Source organism: Ferruginibacter paludis (genome assembly GCF_030409685.1).
In the GTDB taxonomy this organism is placed as follows: domain Bacteria; phylum Bacteroidota; class Bacteroidia; order Chitinophagales; family Chitinophagaceae; genus Ferruginibacter; species Ferruginibacter paludis.
Genome location: NZ_JAUFQJ010000004.1, coordinates 789,925 through 811,218, shown reverse-complemented (window position 1 = coordinate 811,218; position 21,294 = coordinate 789,925). Strand labels below are relative to the sequence as shown.

Genomic DNA, 21,294 nt, shown 5'->3' with positions numbered 1-21,294 from the left:
ATATGCCGGTATAGTTGTATCCAGGGCTGAATGCTTAGCGGGAATTAAAAGTATAAATCATTTGTGGGGCAGATCATATCCTGAAGGAGATGGTTGCAGGCAGCAGACTCTGCGGGTCGCAATTCAGCTGGATGACTTAGGATAAATAATAAAGAAAAGCTGACACCCAGGGCATCAAACTTAAAAAAATAATTTTTATTTCACCAGCATGGGGAATAATCGCCTTATTTCCGCTTCATCCGGTTGTGCACCGTACTCGCAAATTTCAAATGCTTCCGCGAATTTTACCTGCGCAGCTTTTTCATCACCATACCATCTGGCCAGCGAAGTTTTTATCGCCGGTGTTATGGGTTCAACCCATTTAGTTGCCAGCCATTTAATGCGGTCGTTTTTATCTTTTGGTACCTCGTTTAAATAATGTCCTATCCAAGGTAACCATTCATACACCTGCGACACATGTGCATCCAATGCAAAAACCTTTTGATCATTTACGCTGGTAATATCAACAGCAATATCCGGGCGGAAAGGATTGGGCCGCTGAAAATTATCCTGGAAATATAAAAACACCGGGTTCTTTTTTAACGCAGGAACTTCAGGAGCGACATTGGGTACAGATACCATATAGGCCGCATCCTGCACCAGTACCCCCGTATAACGATGATCAGGATGGTAGTCGTTGGGCCGGGGCGCAATCACTACATCGGCATTCCATTCCCTTATTTTTTTGATGATTTGAAGACGCACTGCAAGGGTGGGCATCAGTAAGCCGTCATGGTTGTCCAGCACATCATATTTTATGCCCAGTCGTTTGGCCACTTCCTGTGTTTCGGCATACCTGCGTTTGGCAAGTGCTATACCCTTCAGAGTTTGGTGACCGGCATCACCATTGGTTACAGAAAGAAATTTTACCGCATAGCCCATCTTTGCAAAAATAGCCGCGGTGCCGCCGCTGTTTACATCACAGTCATCCGGGTGTGCCCCGATCATGATAATTCGGACTTTGCCTCCTGCAGACTGGGCAAGGACGGCATTAGAGGAAATTAAAGCAATCGAAATGAACAGGATAAGATGTCTGAATGGCTTCATACAAATCGTTTTAGTTTAAATAAAGATACTGTTTATTGAAAAGCAAAATATTTGTGCACCTGGCATGCTGTTTTAATTTTAAAGCTCCATCTTCTTCAAAATTTTGTAGTTTTATACACATAAAAAAACGTACTATGCCGGTATATAATTTACAAATAAACGGGAAGCAACTTACTGCCGATGTTGCTGCTGATACACCCTTGCTATGGGTACTCAGGGATCACCTCGGATTGTTGGGAACTAAATACGGTTGCGGCATAGCACAATGCGGCGCCTGTACCGTGCATATGAATGGCGTGGCGATGCGTTCCTGTTCGTTGCCGGTATCGGCAGTAAGAACGGCTGCCATTACAACCATTGAAGGCTTATCAGTGGATGGAGATCATCCTTTGCAAAAAGCCTGGGATGAAACGGATGTACCGCAATGCGGATATTGCCAGGCGGGCCAGATCATGACGGCCGCTGCCTTGCTGAAAAGAAATCCTCATCCAAGCCTGACTGAAATTGAAGATACCATGCAGGGAAATATTTGCCGTTGCGGCGCCTATCACCGCATCCGGGAAGCCATCCAATTAGCCAGCAAAAAAATTTAATGCACATGCAACAATCAATCAACAGCCGGAGAGATTTTTTGAAAAAAGCTGCCATCGCCGGAGGCGGACTTGTATTGGGTTTTAGCTGGTTTGGCGCAGATGGGGAAGCGCCCGCTGTGCTTAAAGGACCGTTTCCTGAAAAAAGTATTGGCTTCAACAGCTATCTGTCTATTGCAGCTGACGGAAGGGTTACCATTCTATCCCCCAACCCGGAACTCGGGCAAAATATCATGACGTCTTTCCCGATGATTGTTGCTGAAGAGCTGGATGCCGATTGGACAAAAGTAAAAGTTGAACAAGCAGCACTGGACACTAAAAGTTTTGACCGCCAGTTGACAGGAGGTAGCGGTGCGGTACCTCATTCATGGAAGAGATTGAGAATGGCCGGGGCAACAGCGAGGGCAATGCTGATACAAGCTGCGGCAACACAATGGAGTGTACCAGTAACGGAATGTACTGCCAGCGATGGGTTTGTATTGCATGCAGCCAGCGGGAAGAAAGCAGGTTTTGGAGAATTGGCTGCGCTGGCTGCAACGCTGCAGGTGCCGAAAGACGTTCCGCTAAAAGACAGGAAAGATTTTAAGATCATTGGTCATGCCGTGAAAAATGTTGCCAACAAAGGCATCGTAACCGGCAAGCCAATGTTTGGATTGGATTTTTACCGGGAGGGGATGCTGTTTGCCATGATACAGCGCCCGCCGGCATTTGGTACGAAAATAAAAACGGTAGACAGTGCCTCGGCGAAAGCCATGCCAGGGATTATTGATGTGGTGGTATTTAAAAACAACGTGGCCGTGGTAGGCAAATCAACCTGGGAGATCATTAAGGCAAGGAAGCTGCTGAAAGTGGAATATGAAAATGAGGGAGCTATTGAAAGTAGGTCTGATCACAATGCTATTTTTAGAACAGTGATGGACAACGGAAAACCCGAAGTAAAAAGAAAGGATGGCGATGTTGAAGCGGCTTTTGCGTCGGCTGTAAAAATAATAAAGGCAGAATACCAGTGCCCGTTTTTATCGCATTCGCCCATGGAGCCAATGAATTTTTTTGCGCACGTAAAGGCAGATGGAGTAGAACTGGTTGGCCCCTCGCAAACACCCGCCAGCGCACGCACTGCAGTGTCCAAATTATTAAATATTTCTGAAGATAAAATTACATTGGAGCTTACCCGCCTTGGCGGTGGATTTGGACGCAGATTGAAATTTGATTATGTGCTTGAAGCAGCAGAATTATCAAGTATTATTAAAGCACCCGTAAAACTGATCTGGACAAGGGAAGATGATATGACCGGTGGTAACTATCGTCCTGCCGTACGATATCACTTTGAAGCAGCCCTGGATGCCAAAGGGAATTTGGTGGGCTATAAATGCCGCGGCGTAGGCATCAATGCCGGTAACCTCGTGCGGGAAGATAATTTTCCCTCAGGGGCGGTAGATAATTTGCTGATTGAAAGCATTGATTATAAATCGCCCATAACAACCGGTGCCTGGCGTGCACCCATTACCAATTTTTTGGGTTTTGCAGAGCAGGCTTTTATTGACGAAGTGGCGGAAGCTGCTGGTAAAGATCCGGTACAATTCAGGCTGGAGCTGCTATCCAAAGCAAGAATAACTCCGGCCGGCGCCATCAAATATAATATCGACCGCATGGAAGGTGTAATAAAAATGGCTGCTGAAAAATCCGGCTGGGGAATAAAGAAGCCAGGCATTTCACAGGGTTTCAGCGTTTATTTTTCTCACCAGAGTTATGTGGCACAAGTTTGCGAAGTAGTACTGCAGACGGGCAAACCGGTGGTAAAAAAGATTTATGCCGCGGCAGATTGCGGACAGGTGATCAACCTGAGCGGCGCCCGTCAGCAGGTGATGGGGGGCATCACCGATGGGTTTGGGCATGCCATGTACAGTAAACTGAGTTTTAAAAATGGAGCAGCGGAGCAATCTAATTTTCACAATTACCGGCTGATACGAATGAAGGAAATACCGGAGATAGAACCTTATTTTGTTGACAACGGCATCGACCCTACAGGATTGGGCGAACCTGCATTGCCACCCACTGGTGGAGCAGTGGCGAACGCCATTTATAAAGCCACGGGCAAGCGGTTACGTAATCAGCCTTTTATGGATGAACCTGTTTTCAGCGGTAAGGCCTGACGTTATATTTCGGGTAGTCTAAGGCATAGCACTTTAATTATGTAATTCAGGCTTGTGCACAGGCTGCTTGTAAGAGCACGTATTTTATTCAATTATCCAGAAAATGAAACTCTTCATCGGCCTTTACGAGATTAGTCATGTACATAAAACTTTTTACCTGCATCGCCTGTTGGATGGAGACAAGATCGGAAAACAATTCATCTGATAAATCGATGGTTGTATAGCTGTTTTCCTCACCGGTGAAATCCTGGTTACAATATATCAGCACATCATGTTCTTTAATATACTGTTGCCATTTGACTGGCTCAAACAATGGGGCACAAACGGTTTTATCTGAGAGTCGGAAAATTCTGATGCGTTCCTTCCAGTTTGTAACCAGCGATGTTATGGCTACATTTTCATTTTTTAAACGTTTTAGCAAAGAGATGCCGATCGGTTTGCCGGCACCGGCAATAAAGATCTTTTTTCGTACAGGGGCCATAGTCATATTTTTAAAAGCCATCCGCCAGGGCGGATGGCTTTGCATTGCTGAAAAGAAATGCGTCTTCTGTTGGCGTAAAGGATATTATATCTAAAACCGGGGCGTACCTGGTCGCTTAAAATAGCAACCCATACAGAAGTAAACTTGTCTTAATAGCTACGGAAAAAACGAAGTGAAATTTCAGAGATATTGTATTATGTATTTCTTACACAATAAATGCCCTAATTGCGAGTGCAAAGGTGCGACGGAAAAAAAGATGCTGCAACCTGATAAAGGGTTTATCTTTTATGAAAAAAGACAAATATGTGCCGGTTGGGTAAAAGAAAGAGGGGGATTATGATCTATAAGGATATTACAGGCCACAGTTTAGTAAGGCGTAGTTAACATTTCTCCCGGCGAAATATGGAATTGCTTTTTAAAAGCAGCAGAAAAATTAGACACTGCAGAATAACCCATTTGCCAGGCCACCTCTTTAATGGAAAGATTATTTTCAAGCAGCAGGTGCCTTGCCTGGTTTAGCCGGCTGGCATTGAAATACTCGTAAATGGACTGCCCGTATGTTTTTTTAAAAAGTGTTTTCAATTTACTGGGGCTCATGTGCACACTGGTGGCCATCTCATCCAGTGTGGGGGCAGGCTGGTTAAAATCACGCGTTAAAAAAACATCCAGCTCAATAATTTTATCAATATCGTCAAAACGCTTTTGCTGCTGATCCCATTCCTTAAACTGCACATTTATTTTTTTAAAATAGTAATCCGTTATTTCAAATACTCTTGTAAGCGCTTTAAAATTATAAGCCGGGTCACTTGCGGGCATGTTGATGATACTAAACAACGATTGCCTTGTATTAAAATCCATTGGCACCATATTTAACCCTTTTAATTTAAGTGAACGCAAGGCATGCAACCAATAATTCACAGCATCAGCAGGAAGGTATTTTTTCAGCCATTCAGGCATGATGATAATATTAGCGGTTTTTAAAACGGTCCCTTTTTTCAAGGTGATATCCAAACCAAACCGCGAGCTGGTTAAAACAATACTGCTGTAGATATCAGATGTGTCCCTGAACACCTCACCATCCAGGTTTACCTGCAGTGCGGTTTTGATTTCTACATAATCCACCCTTAATATAAAAATTTCCGGCAGTGAAGCCATCCGCTGCCAGGTGAAGTCCTGGTGAAGCACACAATCATGTATGATGGCCTGCAGACCGTTGGGAAAAGACAATAATTTAACCTGGCCGCTGGCAATTTTTTCCGGAAAACGAACGGTATTATTTTCATATGGAACCTGTAGTAAAGCCGCAAATTCTTTACAGTAATTTTCATAGTCACTAAAGTCGTAAGTGAAAATAGTCATGGGTTAATCATTTTGAAATTGCTTACGGAATTCATCTGCCGTAAGTCCGTACATTTTTTTAAATGAAGAAGAGAAATTACTTGGGTTGGCATACCCCAGTTCAAAAGCCACGTCGGATACCTGTTTGCCCTCCCGTAAGTACAACATACCCTGTTGGATTTTTTGTTCTTTGAAATACTGGTGCAAGGTTTTATTGTGCAGCTTTCTGAACTTATTTTCAATTTGTGAAAAAGGAAGAGCAGTTATTTTTTTTAATGATTCAATGTCAGGAGAGGCATATTCTACCTGTAGTTTCAATGCATCTTCAATTGCCAGCAGATCGGTAGTTTCTTCCCCCGAAACAGTTTCATCCATATCGGCAAATTTTTTAAAAAAAGTCATGAAAAACCATTCTACCAGCTGGTGAATATTTTTGGTAATGCTGACCATATTTTTATTTTTCTGCCACTGGTAAAAAACGGAGTTTACTTTTTTTTCCTGCGAAGCAGAGAGCTGGGCAAAGGCAATTCCCCTGCATAACACCGCATAATAATTGCTCAACACTTCCTGCAGGTAAACGGGATTAAAGAGTTGTTCCATTAAAACCAGCGGTAAAAAAATCATGACTGATTTTCCCTTTGTGCCTTTGTTGCGGAGTTGCGAAAAACTAAAAGCGCTGTTTAGTAAATAGGCATTGAATTGCTCTGGCAAATCAAGCGTCTTTCGTTGATTGTTAATGCTGAATTGCTGGCCATTAGTAATCGCCATGTCAAACCATAAGACCAGGTTGTTAGCTAGCTCAGCTTCGTGTTTAAAAAGAATGTCTTGTACATAGTCGTATTCAGAGATCAATATTTCGATGTCGGAGAGCAGGCGCAGGTGTTGGGTAAAACCGCCACCCAATGCTGCCGGTACATCAATACGGGTTGCTGTATCATTGATGCCATAGGCCGATTTTAATTGCTTGAAAATAGCGGATGCATCCAGGGTGGTATATTGAAAATGATAGCTCATAAGCTGGTACAATATATAAAAAAAACAGCAGCCTTTCCCGAAAACTTCGCCTGTTGTTAAGCCATACCAGTCTTATTTTTATCGGTTGGATCCAGTAGCTCCCTCCTTCTTTTTAACGGGCGGGCATTTGATACAGAACATATACTCTTTCATAGATTTTAAATTTACAACGAAAAATAATTTTTCTTTAAAGTTAGATCTAAAAAAAGTTTACACTTTGGGTGTAAACTTTTTGGTTAATTGGTTTTGATAAACTTGTAGAGGTCTGTCTCTCTGTTAATTGCCTAACACAGACTTTAACGCAATATACTTGTCAAGGCTTTTCATATTATGGCCTTTATCTCTCATTGATTTTATAAAAGAGGGAGTAGTACCGGTTGCAGTTGCGCCAACAATATCTTCCAGGCTTACATTATCAAATCCCAGGTCTTTGTAGTTTTTAACCATCGCAGGTGTTATGTTTTGAGACTTCAACGCAACCAGGTCATCAGGCTTAATATTACTGAACCCTGCGTTGTGAAATCCCTTGACATATTCAGGCGTAACACCCAGCGATTTCATCGCAATGAGGTCCTGGTTTGCCAAATTGTTATAACCCACTTCTTTAAAAGAATTGATAAAATCTTTGTCAATATTCAATGATTTAAAAGCGATGACATCATCATAACCATCATCACTCTTACTATTGTTATCGGTGTTTTTATTTTTATTGTCAATGACTGCGTCATCCTTATCATCACCATTACTGTTATTATTTTTTTCAGCCTGTGCTGAACTTTTAAAATCGGCAATGTATTTTCCATCAATACCCTGTGCCTTAAAAGTGATTACTTTTTCAGGATCAAGATTTTTATATCCCGCTTTGCGGATTTCTTCAATGTAGGTTTTATCGATGTTCAATGCCTTGAAGGGAACCAGGTTATCCAGGCTGATGTCTTTAAAGCCTGCTTCTTTTATGGAGGAAATATACGCTTCGCTGATGTCGAGGGCTGCCAAAGGAATCAGTTTGTCTTTGTCCAGATCGTTATAGCCATTTTTCTTCAGCATTTGTACATAGGACTGTTTTATGTTTAATAAAAAGAACACCAGTTCCCCATCATCTTCGGTAATGACGATGCCTTCTTTTTGCATGGCATCACCGTAAGTTTTATTGGCTACAAATTTGTATTTACCCATGCCATTGTCGCCTTCAAATTTACCGGTAAATTCCATCGTGCCAGCTTCACGTGTTAAAGTAAAATTGCCCTGTGTTCCTTTTGGAAGACTACTGAATTCGCTCAGGAGAAAGGTATTGTTGTTGTTTGATTTGTCATCGTCATCACTTTTAAACTGCATGCTTACTTTGTCACCTTTTATGGTAGCAAACCAGCTGCCTGAAGTTCTCATTCCATGCTCATGCCGCCGATTAGCAGCTGGTTTTGCCTTTGATGAAAGGGTTTGACTGTTGACAATTGGTTCGTTAAAGAAACATACAAATAATACCATGAGGGGTAACAGGAAAAAGTATTTCCAGATTGTATGCACGTTTGATTTTTTGGCGTTCATCATGAGTAATCGTTTTTTTAGAAGTGATTGATTATAATTTGTTGTAAGGCTCAAGGGAAAGTGCGGCGCAGCCACTTTTAGCAGGCTCATCTGGTAGCTTTCTTTTTCTACGGCCTCTTGTTGCAGTAAGGTGTCATCCGTAAAAAATTCAAGGTTGTTTTCCAGTTCTTTGCGCCACTGCCAGGCAAAGGGATTAAACCATTGAAAGATGAGCACTATTTCCGCCAGCAGTAGGTCAAGTGTATGCTTTTGTTCAATGTGTATTTTTTCGTGCAGCAACACCTGACTGTAAGTTTCCCAGTCGTATTTTTCGGGATTGATAAAAATATTGTTGCCGAAAGAGCAGGGGGCTTTGTCACCACTGATTTCTACAATGCGAAAGGGGCCGTCGTGAATAACCGGTTTAGAATATGCTTTGTACAGCAACACACCGGCCTGCATTAAAAAGTTGAGTGCAAACAAAATAACACCAAACCAATATAAATAAACAGCCCATTGCATTACCTGTTGAAAATTGATGGAGGAGTTCTTTTCTGCGTTTTCAATCAGTGCAGGCACATTTTTTTCTGTTAACTGAACAGCCGTATTTTGGAGCGTTGTTGCAGTTATTATGTCTGCCTGCGCCGGCATTTTTCTAAACGACATTTGTTGCGGTACATGCAGCAAGGGCACAGCAAAGGCCAGCAACATGCAGCCCAGTAATACAAACCTGTTTAACCGGAAAAAAGTTTCTTTTTGTAACAGCAGCTTATAAAAAACAAGACAGGCTGTAAGAATAAGTGCGGCATACAAAATGTAAGGAATCATTTGTTGTCTTTTTTAATGATGTTTACTATTTCAGTCAGTTGTTTTTCGGTGAGCTTTTGCTCCTTTGCAAAAAAGGCCAGCATGCGGGGATAGGAGTTGTCGAAATACTGGCTGACAATATCTTTCAGCGCAAATTTTTGATATTCTTCCCTTCCGATTAAAGGATAGTAGCTATGCATGTTACCAGCCGTTTCCCTTTCAAGAAATCCTTTTTCTTCCAGTATTTTAACAATGGTTGCCACGCTGTTATAGTGTGGTTTCGGGTCGGGCAGCAATGGGATAATTTCCCTGATAAATGCCTTGTTTAAATCCCAGAATACCTGCATGATTTGTTCTTCCCTTTTTGCCAGTTTTAGCATGTGTCTAATTTTATACAATGATACTACTAATTAGTTAGTAGACAAACTAATTTATTAGGAGTGGTATTAAATTAGTTTGAATGGTGGGGGAAAAAGGCGTGTAATAAAACTTTTAAAGAGATATAAAAATTGCTGAAGTAGCGTAAACATGGCAGGGTGCTGCAAAACTTTTTCACGCGGTGATACAATGCATAAGACAAATGGCTGCACGTTTTTGGAAGAAGGTTTTGAACTTTAAAGTTATACGGAAGCTGCTTAAACAATTCTGCAGGGAACTTCCAGGTCTTCACTCAAATAATAACTGGCGCAAATGCGATGGTACCCATCGGCTATAATCAACTTGCCGCCGCTCCTCACTAGTAAAAGGGGCGACAACTTTTTGCCGTTTTTAAATTTTTCCAGGTTGGCTGTTACATGGATATTTTCTTTAGGCAAAAGCGGAAGTTCGCTGGCTCTTAAAATATCCTTTGCTTTTTTGTTTTTTGTTTTTACTTTTTTTAATTCCTCCACTAACGCGGTCGCTTCCTTTAGTGGCATTAGCAATTCCAGGTAATCAATTGCTGCCGGAAAATCATGAGCCTCGGGATTCGCCAACCAAATTTTACTCATAAAAAAAGATAAAAATTAAACAATCAAAATTAAAAATCAAGTTCTTTAATGGCCGGGTCTTTTAATAAAATGTTAATCAGGTTTTCGTGACTGGCTTTGCTGCCGGTTAACTTCCAGTGGCCGGTTATATTTTGTTGGGATAAGGTTTGTGTTCCCCTGATGACATTCAGGTGGGCCGTTCTGAAAATCTTTTCGTAAGCTTCCAGCGTATCGGCTGTATAGGCACATACAATACGGTAGTCGCGGGTGGTGCTGCGGGTATCAATATAATGTTCTGCAAATACCAGCAGCGATAATACGCACAACACTGCTGATGCACCAATAAAAGCCAGAAAAATATATCCGGCTCCAACGCTCATGCCCAGTGCCGCACATACCCAAATAGTGGTGGCAGTAGTTAATCCGTTGATGCGGTTATCATCTTTAAAAATGGCACCTGCCCCTAAAAAGCCAATACCGGTAATAATGTTGGCGGCCAGCCTGTCAGGATTAGCCGTGCCGATTTTAAGCGACAGCATCGTGAAAATGCAGGAGCCTACAGATACCAGCATCAATGTACGCAACCCTGCCGGCTTGCTGCGGTATTCTCTTTCAATACCAATTAACAGACCTACCAGCATGGACACAATTATTTTTAAAACATCGTCGTAATACAATTCCATAAAGCGGTTTTAAAGTTTAAATGTAATTATTATTTATAGCATTTAACTCAACTATCCAATGGTTAAAACAATAGCTTGTTTTAAAATGCCAGACCGCCTGCAGGCAGAAAAAAGAAGGGCTTGTCGAAAATTGGCAACATACAAGCAAACGGTAAATGCTTTAATTTTATAGTTATAACTTCGGATGGAAAACATGACTGCAGCAACATTTAAACTGAGTACCAACTTAAACGAACCGTCACCCGATATGTCAGCCTATTTACAGGCCTTGTGGTATGATGCCAAAGGCAATTGGGAAAAAGCCCATACATTAATACAGGATATAGAAGATAAAAATGCCGCATGGATCCACGCGTACCTGCACAGAAAGGAGGGCGACAATTGGAATGCGGACTATTGGTACCGTCGTGCTGGTAAAAGCAGGCCAGCTGTAGATTTAGATACAGAATGGGCAACTATTGTGAACGCTTTTTTATAGCTGGTTGAATTGTATACCGATAGTGACGTTATTCATTCAGCAGCAATAATATCGGATCAAGGTCGTACCTATTTTCATCAAATGCAACCAGTGTTTTATTTTCAAGCACAGTACCCAACTTACGGAGGTCGAATTTTTCTTTAAACTTCATGTAGCAGTTGGCCACCATCGTACGCAATTCGTTTTTATCAATTACGTCTCCGGGGTCTATTACGTAAGTATCACCAGCAACATATTCCAGCAGCGTTTGTTTTTCAAAAATAAATTCGCAGGTAAACCTGCAGGCCAGGCCCTTTTTTTCAGCCGTTCTTTTTTTCATTACGTCCAGTGTAATCAAGCTGGTCAGTTCACCTGTATCCAGTGATTTCAGCGGCGGTTGGTACAACCATTTGTTAACGATGAGTTCTGTTTGTTCTATCATAACTGGTTTAAAATTGTGTGTATGCGTTCATGCTATGTTCCTGTAAAATACCAATGCGGGATGGTTATGGTGCTTTAAAATCCTGGTTGGTAAAAGGTGGGTTCACCGGTATTGTAATCACATTAAATTCATGCGCAGTGCTGCGGTGACAGTTATTGCAGGTTGCTGTAAGCAATAAATAACCGCTTTTAAATTGTGCCATATTTTTTTGCTCTATGGCCCTGTTTAAACTATCAATTGCCCCATCCAACATCCCTATACTTTTCGATTCTGGCCTGTCAGTACAATATTGCTGAATGCCGGCCAGCGCTTCCTCTATTTCCTTAATTTCAAAGTCGGCCAACTTCCAGTTTTGGTTTTTGCCGGCAAACCAAAGCTTGGCATGATGCACTTGTATGCCCGACATAAATTCACCAAATCCAGGTTTATAAGTTGCTGCCAACTGGTGTTGCAGGCTATCCACTTTTTGTTGCAACGCCAGGTTATTGCCCGACTGCCGGCAGGAAAATAGTGTAATGATAAAAATAAGTGCTGTGGTTATCGAAAGCTTCATAATGCCTTTGGTAGTTAACTGAAAAACCAAATAAAGTTAGCGCAATGTTTAATTGTAACAGGTAACTATTTTCTTCTGCTTACCATCTAAAACTAACGTCTGTGTCGTGTTTTGGACAATGTATGTAATGATAAGTGGCAGGTTAATTAATTTAATGCGTTCTAAAGGCAGGAGAGCTATACGATGAAAATTTTACATACATTAAGAAATAAAACATGGAATAGAATTTGTCTTACTGTCGCAAATAAACCTCTTAAACACTCATTTATGAAAACTTCATTCACAAGAACGCTTATGTTTTTTACGGTACTGTTTATCACTTCCGTACTTATTTTTTCGTGTAGTAAAAACAGCAATAATTCCAGCGACCAACCCCGCTTACAACTAACACTATCTGATAACCCTCCAGTGGGTATTAAGGAAGTATGGGTTGATATAAAGCAGGTGGAAATAATTGTTGGTGACAGTGCCCGTCCGGTGATACTGGATGGCGTACATGCAGGGGTATACAACTTGCTTGAATTAACGGGAGGCAAGGATACCTTGCTGGCCGACGCATTGATTCCAGCTGGCACAATCAGCCAGATCCGGCTTATACTGGGCGATAATAATTATATCGTTACTCCTGCGGGTGATAAGATTATGTTGAAAACCCCGAGTGCACAGCAGTCGGGGTTAAAGGTGCAGTTGCACCAGGATGTAACAGGAGGCGTGTTATACCGGCTGGCACTGGATTTTGATGTGGCACGCTCCATTGTATTTGCCGGCAACAGCAGCAATGTTATTTTAAAGCCGGTACTTCGGGTACTGTCTTTTGTTCCGTCAGGCGGCAATATCAGCGGAGCAGTACTTCCGGATTCGGTGGTAACATCAGTGATCGCCATTCGTGGGACTGATACGATTGCTTCCGCCTTTACCAATCCATCCAGCGGAGGGTACTTACTGAAAGATGTTCCGGCGGGTGATTATACGTTGTCTTTTATACCTACAGACACTACTTATAAAACGGTACAAAAAAATGCATTGGTTGTGTTAGGACAAACGACCATAGTTGATTCGGTTCAATTGCAACATTGAGCTACCTGGTTAACTAAAAAAATGGCCGTCTCTTTAGTGAGGGACGGCTATTTTATTGATGCTGTAGAACCACATCACAAATCATTTTAGGATTTGTGATGTAAAATGTTTCGAGTATTGTGCTGATGAAATTATAAAAGCCACCAAATAGGGGAGCGAAGTGAGCATGTTGAGCAAGTGCCACTGATAAAAAAAGGGCCTCAATATTTTACATTGAAACCCTCACAATAAATAAAGTATTTAGTACTGACTTCCGTTCTTATTTCTTTTGTTCAGCGATTGACTGCTGAATTGTGCCATTGTTATTGTATTGCTGGGCAATAGTTTTCGCTTCTGTTCGGGGCTCAGATTGTTATTCGGATGAGCCTCAGAACGGATATTGCTTTTTTGTGACATCATCGACAGCTCCCGGGAGGATTTTTGGCTCGTCAACCCTGGTTTTGCCAAAGCTGCGGCACCTGGTGCGGTTTGCTTTTTATCTAATGCGGCCTGGACTTTCTGAGAGTAGAAAGACTGGATGGGTTTATCGCTCGCCAGTCTTTTTTGTGCGAAACTGCAGTTAGCCCAAACAACCAATACCGCTACTATACAAACAGATTTGTTTCTTTTCATCTTAAATTATTTTACACTTACCAAAACATTGATACTGCCAACACTATTACTATTGAAATCCTGTAGTGCTTTTCCTAAAACCTGCCCTACTTTTACTTTTTCAGGATCACCTTTCATAGCAACTCCGGCAAGGCTTGACGTTACAATAAAGTCTCCTCTTTTAATACGGCCGCCTTCCAGGCAAACCTTGGTTGGCAGTACACCAATTACGCCCATTGGTACCATATTTTTTAAGCTGTTTTTTTCCGCATTTTTTTCTGTTAATGACAATCCCGGTTTGGTTGCATATACGCCTGAAATAAGATTGGAATAAGGTGTAGTTGATTTTTCAACAGTACGGTCTGTTTGCTGCGAAATCACCAATACATCACCCGGCTCGTACTGATTGATGTTGCCTTCTATATCGAAATATTCGGCCACATCGGCGCCACCTACCTGCGTACCTCCGTTAAAGAAACCTTTACCGGTTTCATCTATGCGGGCAACGTTGGCTCCATCGGCAACAAATACTGCTGTGTTTCCGGTTTGGTTTCCTTCCAGTTCCGCTACCAGTGCAGTTCCGTTGGCGGTACCGTTGCTATTTGCAAGTGCCAGTATTGCTACGCCGTTATCTGCACTGTTAATTCCTTTCACGCCCGCATATTTACCATCATTTCTTCCAATTACACCGCTGCCAAAGTCACTAACTGTATAACCCAGAATAGCGTCACCGCTGCTATTGTTAATACCCATTAAGGCAAGGCCTCCCGCGTCATTTGCAATGCCGAGCATACCATTACCGAAAGTGGCCACAGTGGTGAGACCATTGCCATATCCCTGGTTTGTTAAAAACAAAGCATCGCTTGAGCTGGATGAATTTGAAATATCAAACTGGGCTGCGGTTCCATTAGTGCTGGTAGCAAAAAGACCTGTTCCGGAATTGCTGGATGCGTAAACACCGATTCCTGAACTGGCCTGGCCATTCACACCCTCTCCGGATTTGGACGTGCCATATACACCTTTGCCACTGCCACCGTGCGATCCCCAGATACCCATGCTTTTTGCATTGGTGCTATAGGTAATACCGCGAACGCCCGCTGACGAATCGCCCGCAGCAGTAGCGCTGATTTTACCAAGTATTCCGATCACTTTAGGTGCGGCCGAACTGTTTACACCTTCCAGCGCAGTTGCTGAACCACTGTTGGTAACAGAAAATAAATTAGCAGCATTGCTTCCGGTAAAGCTGTATGGTAAGGTAAATGCACCCGCGTCATCTGCTCCCGGCGCCCATGATGTTCCGTCATATTTTAATACCTGACCTAATGCTGGAGCAGTATTGCTGATGGTATTTCCCTGTAATTTTATTACGGCCGGGTTAGGGTAGGTCCCGCTAAGATCTCCGCCGGCTGCACCATTTGGAGGTAAGCTGGCCGGCAAAACACCCGCTGCCAGTTTGGTTAAGGTAATTGCACCATCAGCAATTTTAGTGCTGGTGACAGCATCCGCATTTATTACCGGATTGGGATAGGTACCGCTAAGATCGCCGCCTGCAGTCCCTGAGGGAGGCAGTGTCAGCGGAAAAATACCGCTTGCTAATTTAGCGGCAGTAATTGATCCATCTGCAATTTTAGTTGTGCCAACAGCACCTGCTGCAATTGTTGGAGCAGGATAGGTACCTGTAAGATCACCGCCTGCAGTTCCGGAAGGAGGTAAAGTGGTTGGTAAAACGCCTGCTGCCAGTTTTGATAAGCCAACAGCACCGTCTGCAATTTTATTATTTGTGATGGCATCCGCATTGATTACCGGGTTGGGATATGTTCCGCTAAGATCACCCCCCGCATTGCCTGTTGGAGGTAATGTTGCAGGAACAGCACCTGGAGCTAATTTAGCGGCAGTAACAGATCCGTCTGCAATTTTAGTTGTTGTAACAGCGTCGGTGTTTATCACCGGGTTGGGATATGTTCCGCTAAGATCACCCCCCGCATTGCCCGTTGGAGGCAAAGATGCTGGAATGGTACCGGCAGCCAATTTAGCAGCAGTAACAGATCCGTCTGCAATTTTAGTTGTTGTAACAGCGTCAGTGTTTATCACCGGGTTGGGATATGTTCCGCTGAGATCACCTCCCGCATTGCCTGTTGGAGGCAACGCTGCAGGAATAGCACCTGGAGCTAATTTAGCAGCAGTAACAGATCCGTCTGCAATTTTTGTTGTACCCACCGCACCTGCTGCAATGGTTGGTGCAGGATAACTTCCTGTAAGATCACCCGCTGCAGTTCCTGATGGAGGTAAAGTAGTAGGCAAAACACCTGGTGCCAGTTTGGTTAAACTCACCGCACCGTCAGCTATTTTACTTGTTGTAATTGAATTTGCATTTACAACGGGATTAGGATATGTTCCGCTAAGATCACCGCCTGCACTACCCGATGGAGGCAAGGTTGATGGTAATGTACCCGCTGCTAATTTGGCTCCCGTTACTGAACTGTCAGCAATTTTGCTTGTACCCACCGCACCGTCTGCAATTTTACCGTTAGTAACCGCATTTGCAGTAATAACCGGGTTTGGATAAGCTCCGTTAAGATCGCCTCCTGCATTACCTGATGGAGGTAAAGAAGTTGGCAAAACGCCACTGGCCAGTTTAACGCCGGAAATACTACTGTCTTTTATCTGCGCAGCAGTAATGGCATTTGCAGCAACCGAAGGATTAGGATAGTTGCCCGTTAAACTTCCGCCCGCCTGGCCTACCGGTAATGCACTGGCTGCATAAAATGAATAGGGCACGCTAAGCAATTGGGCAGAACCCATTTTTACAAAAGAACTGCCACCTTTTTGATCCATTTCCACTTCCAGGTATTTATCACCGCCACCGGCCCAGTTTACAGCTGCAAGTGTACCACTGTTGCTGGTGGCTCCTGTACCCCCAATACCGATGGTGAACATACCAAAAGTGTTTGTCTTAACCGTCCGGGTTTCAGTATATACAGTCGGGCCGCTTGCGCTACCGTCATGAATATTCAGTCTTACAGATATAGACTGGTCAGGCAATACAATGCCAAAAGAATTTCGGGCTACCCCCTGGTAATTGATCTGGCCGGGTGCCTGTGCCAACAGCCCTGCTGATAACAACAAAGTACTGAGTAATGTGAAGAGTAATTTCATAATTGGATTTGAATTGGACATTAGTGTTATAATTTAACGATTTTAAAAGAGCCACTTCTTAACTCTGATCCCTGGTATAATTGCAGTGTGATTTTAAGTATGTAGTTACCTGGCCTGAAGGCAGACATATTGATTTTTTGAAGTTGCGCATACCCATACATATAGAACGATCTTTTAACAAGGGGCTGGCCGAGTATATCATACAATTGCATGGTAACAGAACCTGTTTGATTTGTTTTTAAATCTACTTCCAATATATCACGGGTAGGGTTGGGCAGTATCCGCACTTCTTCCTGCTTTAACTCGGTATTGGCGATTACCACATTAGGCGGGTCAGTAATGGTTTGCAAAAACCCGTTGGTGAGGTTGTACAACATATCAGCAGATTGCATGGTATTTACAGCTGCCAATTCTCCAATACTCCAATCGATACTAAAATGACCTTGTTGGTAAGATCCGCCTGATGTATTGATTACCTGCTGTAGTGCAGACTGGCCAAAGCAGTGTGACCCTGAGGCAAATGTGAGGGCTAGTGCAATCAACTTACATTTCATAAACAGTTATTTATTGGGTAAACGCTAATATGTCAACTTTATTGAATGTAGATTATAATAATTATAATAAATCCAAAATATTATGCGGACAGTGGATGGCCCGGGTTATCTGGTAAGTACAAACTGCTTTACAAAAACTTTTTTTCCAATAGTTGCTTTAACGGCATAAACGCCAGGCTCAAATTTTTCGAGTTCGTTTACATGTAAGACAGAGGTGCCGGATTTGATTTGTCTTTCAGTTGACTGGAGCAATTTACCTGTAAAATCAAATAGCAATAGTTGCACAGTTTCTTCCTTTGATGAAAACAAGGTAATCTGTACCTTGTTTTTAGCAGGATTTGGAGCGATCTCCATTGAAGAACCAATTTCATCTGCCTGCAGTTGAACGATTTTGCTATAAGATCCCTTGCCATCTTTACCAACTATCTTAAGTCGGTAATAAATAGACGGAGCGGTTGATAAAGGTATTTTGCTGGTGCTGTTATAGGCCGCGGCTGCTTCCGCAGCAGTTGCTTTCTGAGGATTGCCTGCAAGTTGAAAATGGATGCCATCCCAACTCTGTTCTACCTGGAAATAATTGATTTGTGCATTGTTGGCCACGCTCCAGTTTAGCTGAGCGAGCTGTTTTTCTTTAGTAACCGAAAAGGAAATAATATTTGTTTCCAGCACGGTACAGTTGGTACTGTAAGTAATGCTCAACGTATCCCTGGCATATGCGGGGCAACCTGTTTGTAAACGTTGTGTTACAAAATAAGTTCCCGGAGCATCTGCAAAAACAGAGGTACCTGTTGTATCTCCTGAAAAATGGCCATCTAAAGTAGACCAGGTGTAAACAGAATTGGCAACAGGATTCGTTACCGTTAAGTTGCTTACGCCCAGCGCACCACAAAACATCGGTATATCCGCAAATATATTTGCCTTGGCAGCCATGAAAAAATCAAACGGGCCAACAAAATCTTTCAATGCTGCGGTAAATGAATTGGATGCACGACTTTTTACCAGTACCCTGCGGAAGGGCATTCCGCAGGAAGGAGCTCCCAAAAGATTAACGGGATCAAGACCTATTTTTGAAAGGTTAACTGAAAACTCCATAAACTGTGTGGTGGTATAATCGGTATGAAGTGAATTATCGCCCAACACTAATTGAAATGGCCCTGCCCACGTATTAGCTGAGCAGGTTAAACCCGTATAGAAAGCCCCCGGTGTTAAAGGCCTTATACCCGCATACCCAAATTGGCTGCCAGAAGCAGCTCCGTCGAAACTGCCTGTCCAGGCAAAATCCATAGGAACCATTGACAATGCTGCTCTGTCCACCCAAATCCTTGCCTCAAGCGAATCTAAGCCCGTATTATATTGCGCACTAAAAATTACATCGCCGGCAGATATGATATCGCCGGCATTATTAAATTTCCAGGATGTGTGACCTGCGTCCGGACCATAGCCAAAAAATTGCCTTGGACCACGGTCGTAATAAATATCCGTTTGGTACATTTCAAAATCTACATAGCGGCTACCACTTGTGTTTTCTATTGAAACGCCACCAAACATCCATAAAGAATCTGTCACATCAGGGCCTGCCCTGCGCACATGTACCATCATATCCAGTATTTCATTTTTATCGGGGATGGACTGTGAAACCGGGCAAGACCAACTGGCCGGGCTGTCTCCGTTTTTGTTGGAGCCAGAGGCAAACATGGTAGAGTCCTGGCCATGATAATCCCGGGTATATACCGCATCAATTAAAAGTCGGTTATTTACGATTGTATAAGCGGGAAAATGCATGGTGCGGTAAAATGGAAGGTTGCGTGATGCCGGGTTTGTAGAATAGCCCTGCACAATGGCTGCAGCTCCTGTAGTGTCAATCATATATTGCCCGGAACCACTATTAATGTTGAACCAATCATCGTTGCCAGACTGCCCGAAATTATTAAAGTAATTTGCCTTCAGGTCGGCATCTACACCAAACGATGCTTTTATTGTGGGCGTGGTAATCTGGCAGGAGGCAGAAAAGGTGGCAAGACACAGCGAAATAAAGTAAAGAGGTTTCATAGTTATTCATTTTCAAGGTATCGGATTGAGTACATTGTTAGCGCCCACGGGCAGTCTCATACTTTGTAGAAAAACGACACGAGGGGCATAACAATGTTATTACAACGACTTCTGATTATTTATATTGCCATGCAAAACGCACTTAACTTATAAAGAAAGGCGGCTATTTCTAAAGAACCACTTATATGTGGGAAGAAATTTATATTATTTTGGAATACAATATCATTTATAAGTCAATAAACAACCATGTGGTGACAGCGTTTATTAATCCTTTTTAACGCTCCGAATGTTAAAAATGTTGGGATAAACTTTTCCAGGGGATATATCATTTTTCACTCTGTCCCAGATAAGCTGCGCAACAAAAAAAATTAGACTACCGGAAAAAGAGGTAGATATATTTTATTTAAAAACAATATTTGTAGCAGATAACTGCCAGACAATAATAGCCAGCAAAATAAATAATATCAGGTTTTCGCGTTTGGATATTGACTCAGTAAAGTACAAATGGTATTGTATAAATCCGGGTAATGCGTCCGTAATGTCGCAGGTTTTTCAAAAAAAATCTCAATGCTTTCTGCCCAGAATTCCTGGAAATTTTTTAAGGCATAATCCGAATACAAATCAAAACCCGGAATGGCTTCCTGTTGAAAAACTTTATTGCCATAATTGTTAAATGCCGGAAACGCGGCAACAAAATTTTTATCCGCCTGGCGACCTGTTTCAAAAAACTGGTAATAGTAGGCATGTGCCATTTCATGCAGCCCTACATTTTGTCCATCGTCGGGACACTGAAAGCCGTGCAGAAAATGTTTCCAGGAAAGATTAATCGTATTGCCGGAAACGTTGCCTTCGAGCACCCGTACCGTTGGATGCACGCCAATAAATTCTTCCGGGTAAATATGAATATAATCAAAGTCGGGCAACAGGAATTTTTCCAGGCCAAAAGTAAGTTGTATGGCTGCTGCGCTGATTAGTACCGGCATTTCTTTAAAGCCGCTCTTATCATGAATTACAAAAGATATCTGCGTGATAAATTTCCGGGTACGTTGTATAAATTTTTCTTTATCAAATGGGTTTAACCCATTGTAATAAGCCGAATGTTTTTGCAAGATGCGGCTCATCTCCGGCAATGAAAAATTCAGTTCGCTGCCGCGATAAGTGTGTACCGCGTTGGCAAATTGCACTCCTTCAGGATAAAGGTTATCATTGCCAGGTAGAATATTATTATCGTCCGATTCGCTGCTTGTTTTTTTATTGCTGCGGATGGCTGCGATGGAAAAAAATAAAATGAAAATTGCCAGCACAACAAATCCCGGGGCAAGATCCATGGGATTGGAATAGTGCTCATCCCATTTGTGATCATGTATGCGATGTAAAATTGCCTTTTGTTGCTGCAGCGGTAAGCTGTCAATCAATGGAGGCAATTGGCCCTCGCCGTCCCAATAAATTGTTGTATCCTGCGGCATCGTTTTCCTCGTTACAAATGTTGTCTATTCTACTACCATTTTTTTCAGCCAGCCTTTCTGCGGCATCGGATATTCGCCTAAATTTTTTATTTCCGCTAATTTTAAAAAGCATAAGAATGAGCAAAGCCGCCAGGAAAAAAACAAACAGCAGCGGACCTAAAATAACATTCTCGTTTGCGTGGGCAGGCATTGGTTTAGTTACTACTACGTGTATTGTGCGTAGCCCATCAGGGTTCAGACTGTCTGTCTTCACCGGTACGGTAAAAGCAATGTCATCAGTATCTTGTGTTTGCGGCATATAACGA

At 42.5% G+C, this 21,294-nt stretch carries 20 protein-coding genes; 4 read left to right on the top strand and 16 right to left on the bottom strand.

Going from position 1 to position 21,294, the window contains the following annotated elements; all coding sequences use genetic code 11:
* Positions 1–195: 195 nt before the first annotated feature.
* A complete protein-coding gene (locus tag QWZ08_RS09000; RefSeq protein ID WP_290337061.1) occupies positions 196–1,086 on the bottom strand; it encodes a PIG-L deacetylase family protein in 891 nt (296 codons plus the stop codon).
* Between the two features lie 134 nt (positions 1,087–1,220).
* Between QWZ08_RS09000 and QWZ08_RS08995 the strand changes: the two genes are divergently transcribed.
* The gene (locus QWZ08_RS08995; RefSeq protein WP_290337060.1) at positions 1,221–1,679 is read left to right on the top strand and encodes a (2Fe-2S)-binding protein; all 459 of its coding nucleotides are present in this window, start codon (positions 1,221–1,223) and stop codon (positions 1,677–1,679) included.
* Positions 1,680–1,684: 5 nt separating this feature from the next.
* Complete coding sequence (locus QWZ08_RS08990) at positions 1,685–3,829, top strand: xanthine dehydrogenase family protein molybdopterin-binding subunit (protein WP_290337059.1); 2,145 nt, start codon at positions 1,685–1,687, stop codon at positions 3,827–3,829.
* A gap of 88 nt (positions 3,830–3,917) precedes the next feature.
* On the opposite strand, the gene QWZ08_RS08985 is transcribed toward QWZ08_RS08990, so the two are convergent.
* The 7 genes from QWZ08_RS08985 to QWZ08_RS08955 all read right to left on the bottom strand — a co-directional run bounded on the left by QWZ08_RS08985 (position 3,918) and on the right by QWZ08_RS08955 (position 10,644).
* Positions 3,918–4,310, bottom strand: a complete 393-nt coding sequence (locus QWZ08_RS08985; protein ID WP_290337058.1) for a hypothetical protein — start codon at positions 4,308–4,310, stop codon at positions 3,918–3,920.
* Positions 4,311–4,676: 366 nt separating this feature from the next.
* Positions 4,677–5,669, bottom strand: a complete 993-nt coding sequence (locus QWZ08_RS08980; protein ID WP_290337057.1) for a helix-turn-helix domain-containing protein — start codon at positions 5,667–5,669, stop codon at positions 4,677–4,679.
* 3 nt (positions 5,670–5,672) lie between these two features.
* On the bottom strand, positions 5,673–6,662 hold the full coding sequence (locus tag QWZ08_RS08975) for a helix-turn-helix domain-containing protein (protein WP_290337056.1): 990 nt from the start codon (positions 6,660–6,662) through the stop codon (positions 5,673–5,675).
* A gap of 276 nt (positions 6,663–6,938) precedes the next feature.
* Complete coding sequence (locus QWZ08_RS08970; RefSeq protein WP_290337055.1) at positions 6,939–9,014, bottom strand: M56 family metallopeptidase; 2,076 nt, start codon at positions 9,012–9,014, stop codon at positions 6,939–6,941.
* Positions 9,011–9,373, bottom strand: coding sequence for a BlaI/MecI/CopY family transcriptional regulator (locus QWZ08_RS08965; RefSeq protein WP_290337054.1), 363 nt, complete (start codon positions 9,371–9,373; stop codon positions 9,011–9,013). Before QWZ08_RS08965 ends, QWZ08_RS08970 begins: the two co-directional genes overlap by 4 nt.
* 255 nt (positions 9,374–9,628) lie before the next feature.
* Positions 9,629–9,982, bottom strand: coding sequence for a hypothetical protein (locus tag QWZ08_RS08960; protein ID WP_290337053.1), 354 nt, complete (start codon positions 9,980–9,982; stop codon positions 9,629–9,631).
* Between the two features lie 29 nt (positions 9,983–10,011).
* On the bottom strand, positions 10,012–10,644 hold the full coding sequence (locus QWZ08_RS08955) for an MgtC/SapB family protein (protein WP_290337052.1): 633 nt from the start codon (positions 10,642–10,644) through the stop codon (positions 10,012–10,014).
* Positions 10,645–10,837: 193 nt separating this feature from the next.
* Between QWZ08_RS08955 and QWZ08_RS08950 the strand changes: the two genes are divergently transcribed.
* The gene (locus tag QWZ08_RS08950) at positions 10,838–11,122 is read left to right on the top strand and encodes a hypothetical protein (protein ID WP_290337051.1); all 285 of its coding nucleotides are present in this window, start codon (positions 10,838–10,840) and stop codon (positions 11,120–11,122) included.
* Positions 11,123–11,150: 28 nt separating this feature from the next.
* Here the strand turns inward: QWZ08_RS08950 and QWZ08_RS08945 are convergent, their stop codons facing one another.
* Together QWZ08_RS08945 and QWZ08_RS08940 are read right to left on the bottom strand one after the other, a co-directional pair.
* The gene (locus QWZ08_RS08945; RefSeq protein WP_290337050.1) at positions 11,151–11,543 is read right to left on the bottom strand and encodes a hypothetical protein; all 393 of its coding nucleotides are present in this window, start codon (positions 11,541–11,543) and stop codon (positions 11,151–11,153) included.
* Between the two features lie 64 nt (positions 11,544–11,607).
* Positions 11,608–12,096 (bottom strand): hypothetical protein, encoded by a 489-nt coding sequence (locus QWZ08_RS08940; protein WP_290337049.1) that lies wholly within the window; start codon positions 12,094–12,096, stop codon positions 11,608–11,610.
* A 267-nt stretch (positions 12,097–12,363) separates the two neighbouring features.
* Here QWZ08_RS08940 and QWZ08_RS08935 point away from each other — a divergent pair, with 267 nt between their 5' ends.
* On the top strand, positions 12,364–13,173 hold the full coding sequence (locus QWZ08_RS08935) for a DUF4382 domain-containing protein (protein WP_290337048.1): 810 nt from the start codon (positions 12,364–12,366) through the stop codon (positions 13,171–13,173).
* Between the two features lie 240 nt (positions 13,174–13,413).
* Here QWZ08_RS08935 and QWZ08_RS08930 read toward each other — a convergent pair whose 3' ends face one another.
* The 6 genes from QWZ08_RS08930 to QWZ08_RS08905 form a co-directional block, all read right to left on the bottom strand.
* Positions 13,414–13,785 carry a hypothetical protein gene (locus QWZ08_RS08930; RefSeq protein WP_290337047.1) on the bottom strand — a complete coding sequence of 124 codons (372 nt, stop codon included), beginning with the start codon at positions 13,783–13,785 and terminating at the stop codon, positions 13,414–13,416.
* Positions 13,786–13,791: 6 nt separating this feature from the next.
* On the bottom strand, positions 13,792–16,920 hold the full coding sequence (locus tag QWZ08_RS08925) for a beta strand repeat-containing protein (RefSeq protein ID WP_290337046.1): 3,129 nt from the start codon (positions 16,918–16,920) through the stop codon (positions 13,792–13,794).
* Between the two features lie 26 nt (positions 16,921–16,946).
* Positions 16,947–17,474 (bottom strand): T9SS type A sorting domain-containing protein, encoded by a 528-nt coding sequence (locus QWZ08_RS08920; RefSeq protein ID WP_290337045.1) that lies wholly within the window; start codon positions 17,472–17,474, stop codon positions 16,947–16,949.
* Between the two features lie 105 nt (positions 17,475–17,579).
* Positions 17,580–19,523 carry a T9SS type A sorting domain-containing protein gene (locus QWZ08_RS08915; protein WP_290337044.1) on the bottom strand — a complete coding sequence of 648 codons (1,944 nt, stop codon included), beginning with the start codon at positions 19,521–19,523 and terminating at the stop codon, positions 17,580–17,582.
* A gap of 464 nt (positions 19,524–19,987) precedes the next feature.
* Positions 19,988–20,989, bottom strand: coding sequence for a zinc-dependent peptidase (locus QWZ08_RS08910; protein ID WP_290337043.1), 1,002 nt, complete (start codon positions 20,987–20,989; stop codon positions 19,988–19,990).
* Positions 20,931–21,287: a hypothetical protein gene (locus tag QWZ08_RS08905; protein ID WP_290337042.1), complete on the bottom strand. Its 357-nt coding sequence runs from the start codon at positions 21,285–21,287 to the stop codon at positions 20,931–20,933. The genes QWZ08_RS08910 and QWZ08_RS08905 overlap by 59 nt, the downstream gene beginning before the upstream one ends.
* Positions 21,288–21,294 lie beyond the last annotated feature (7 nt).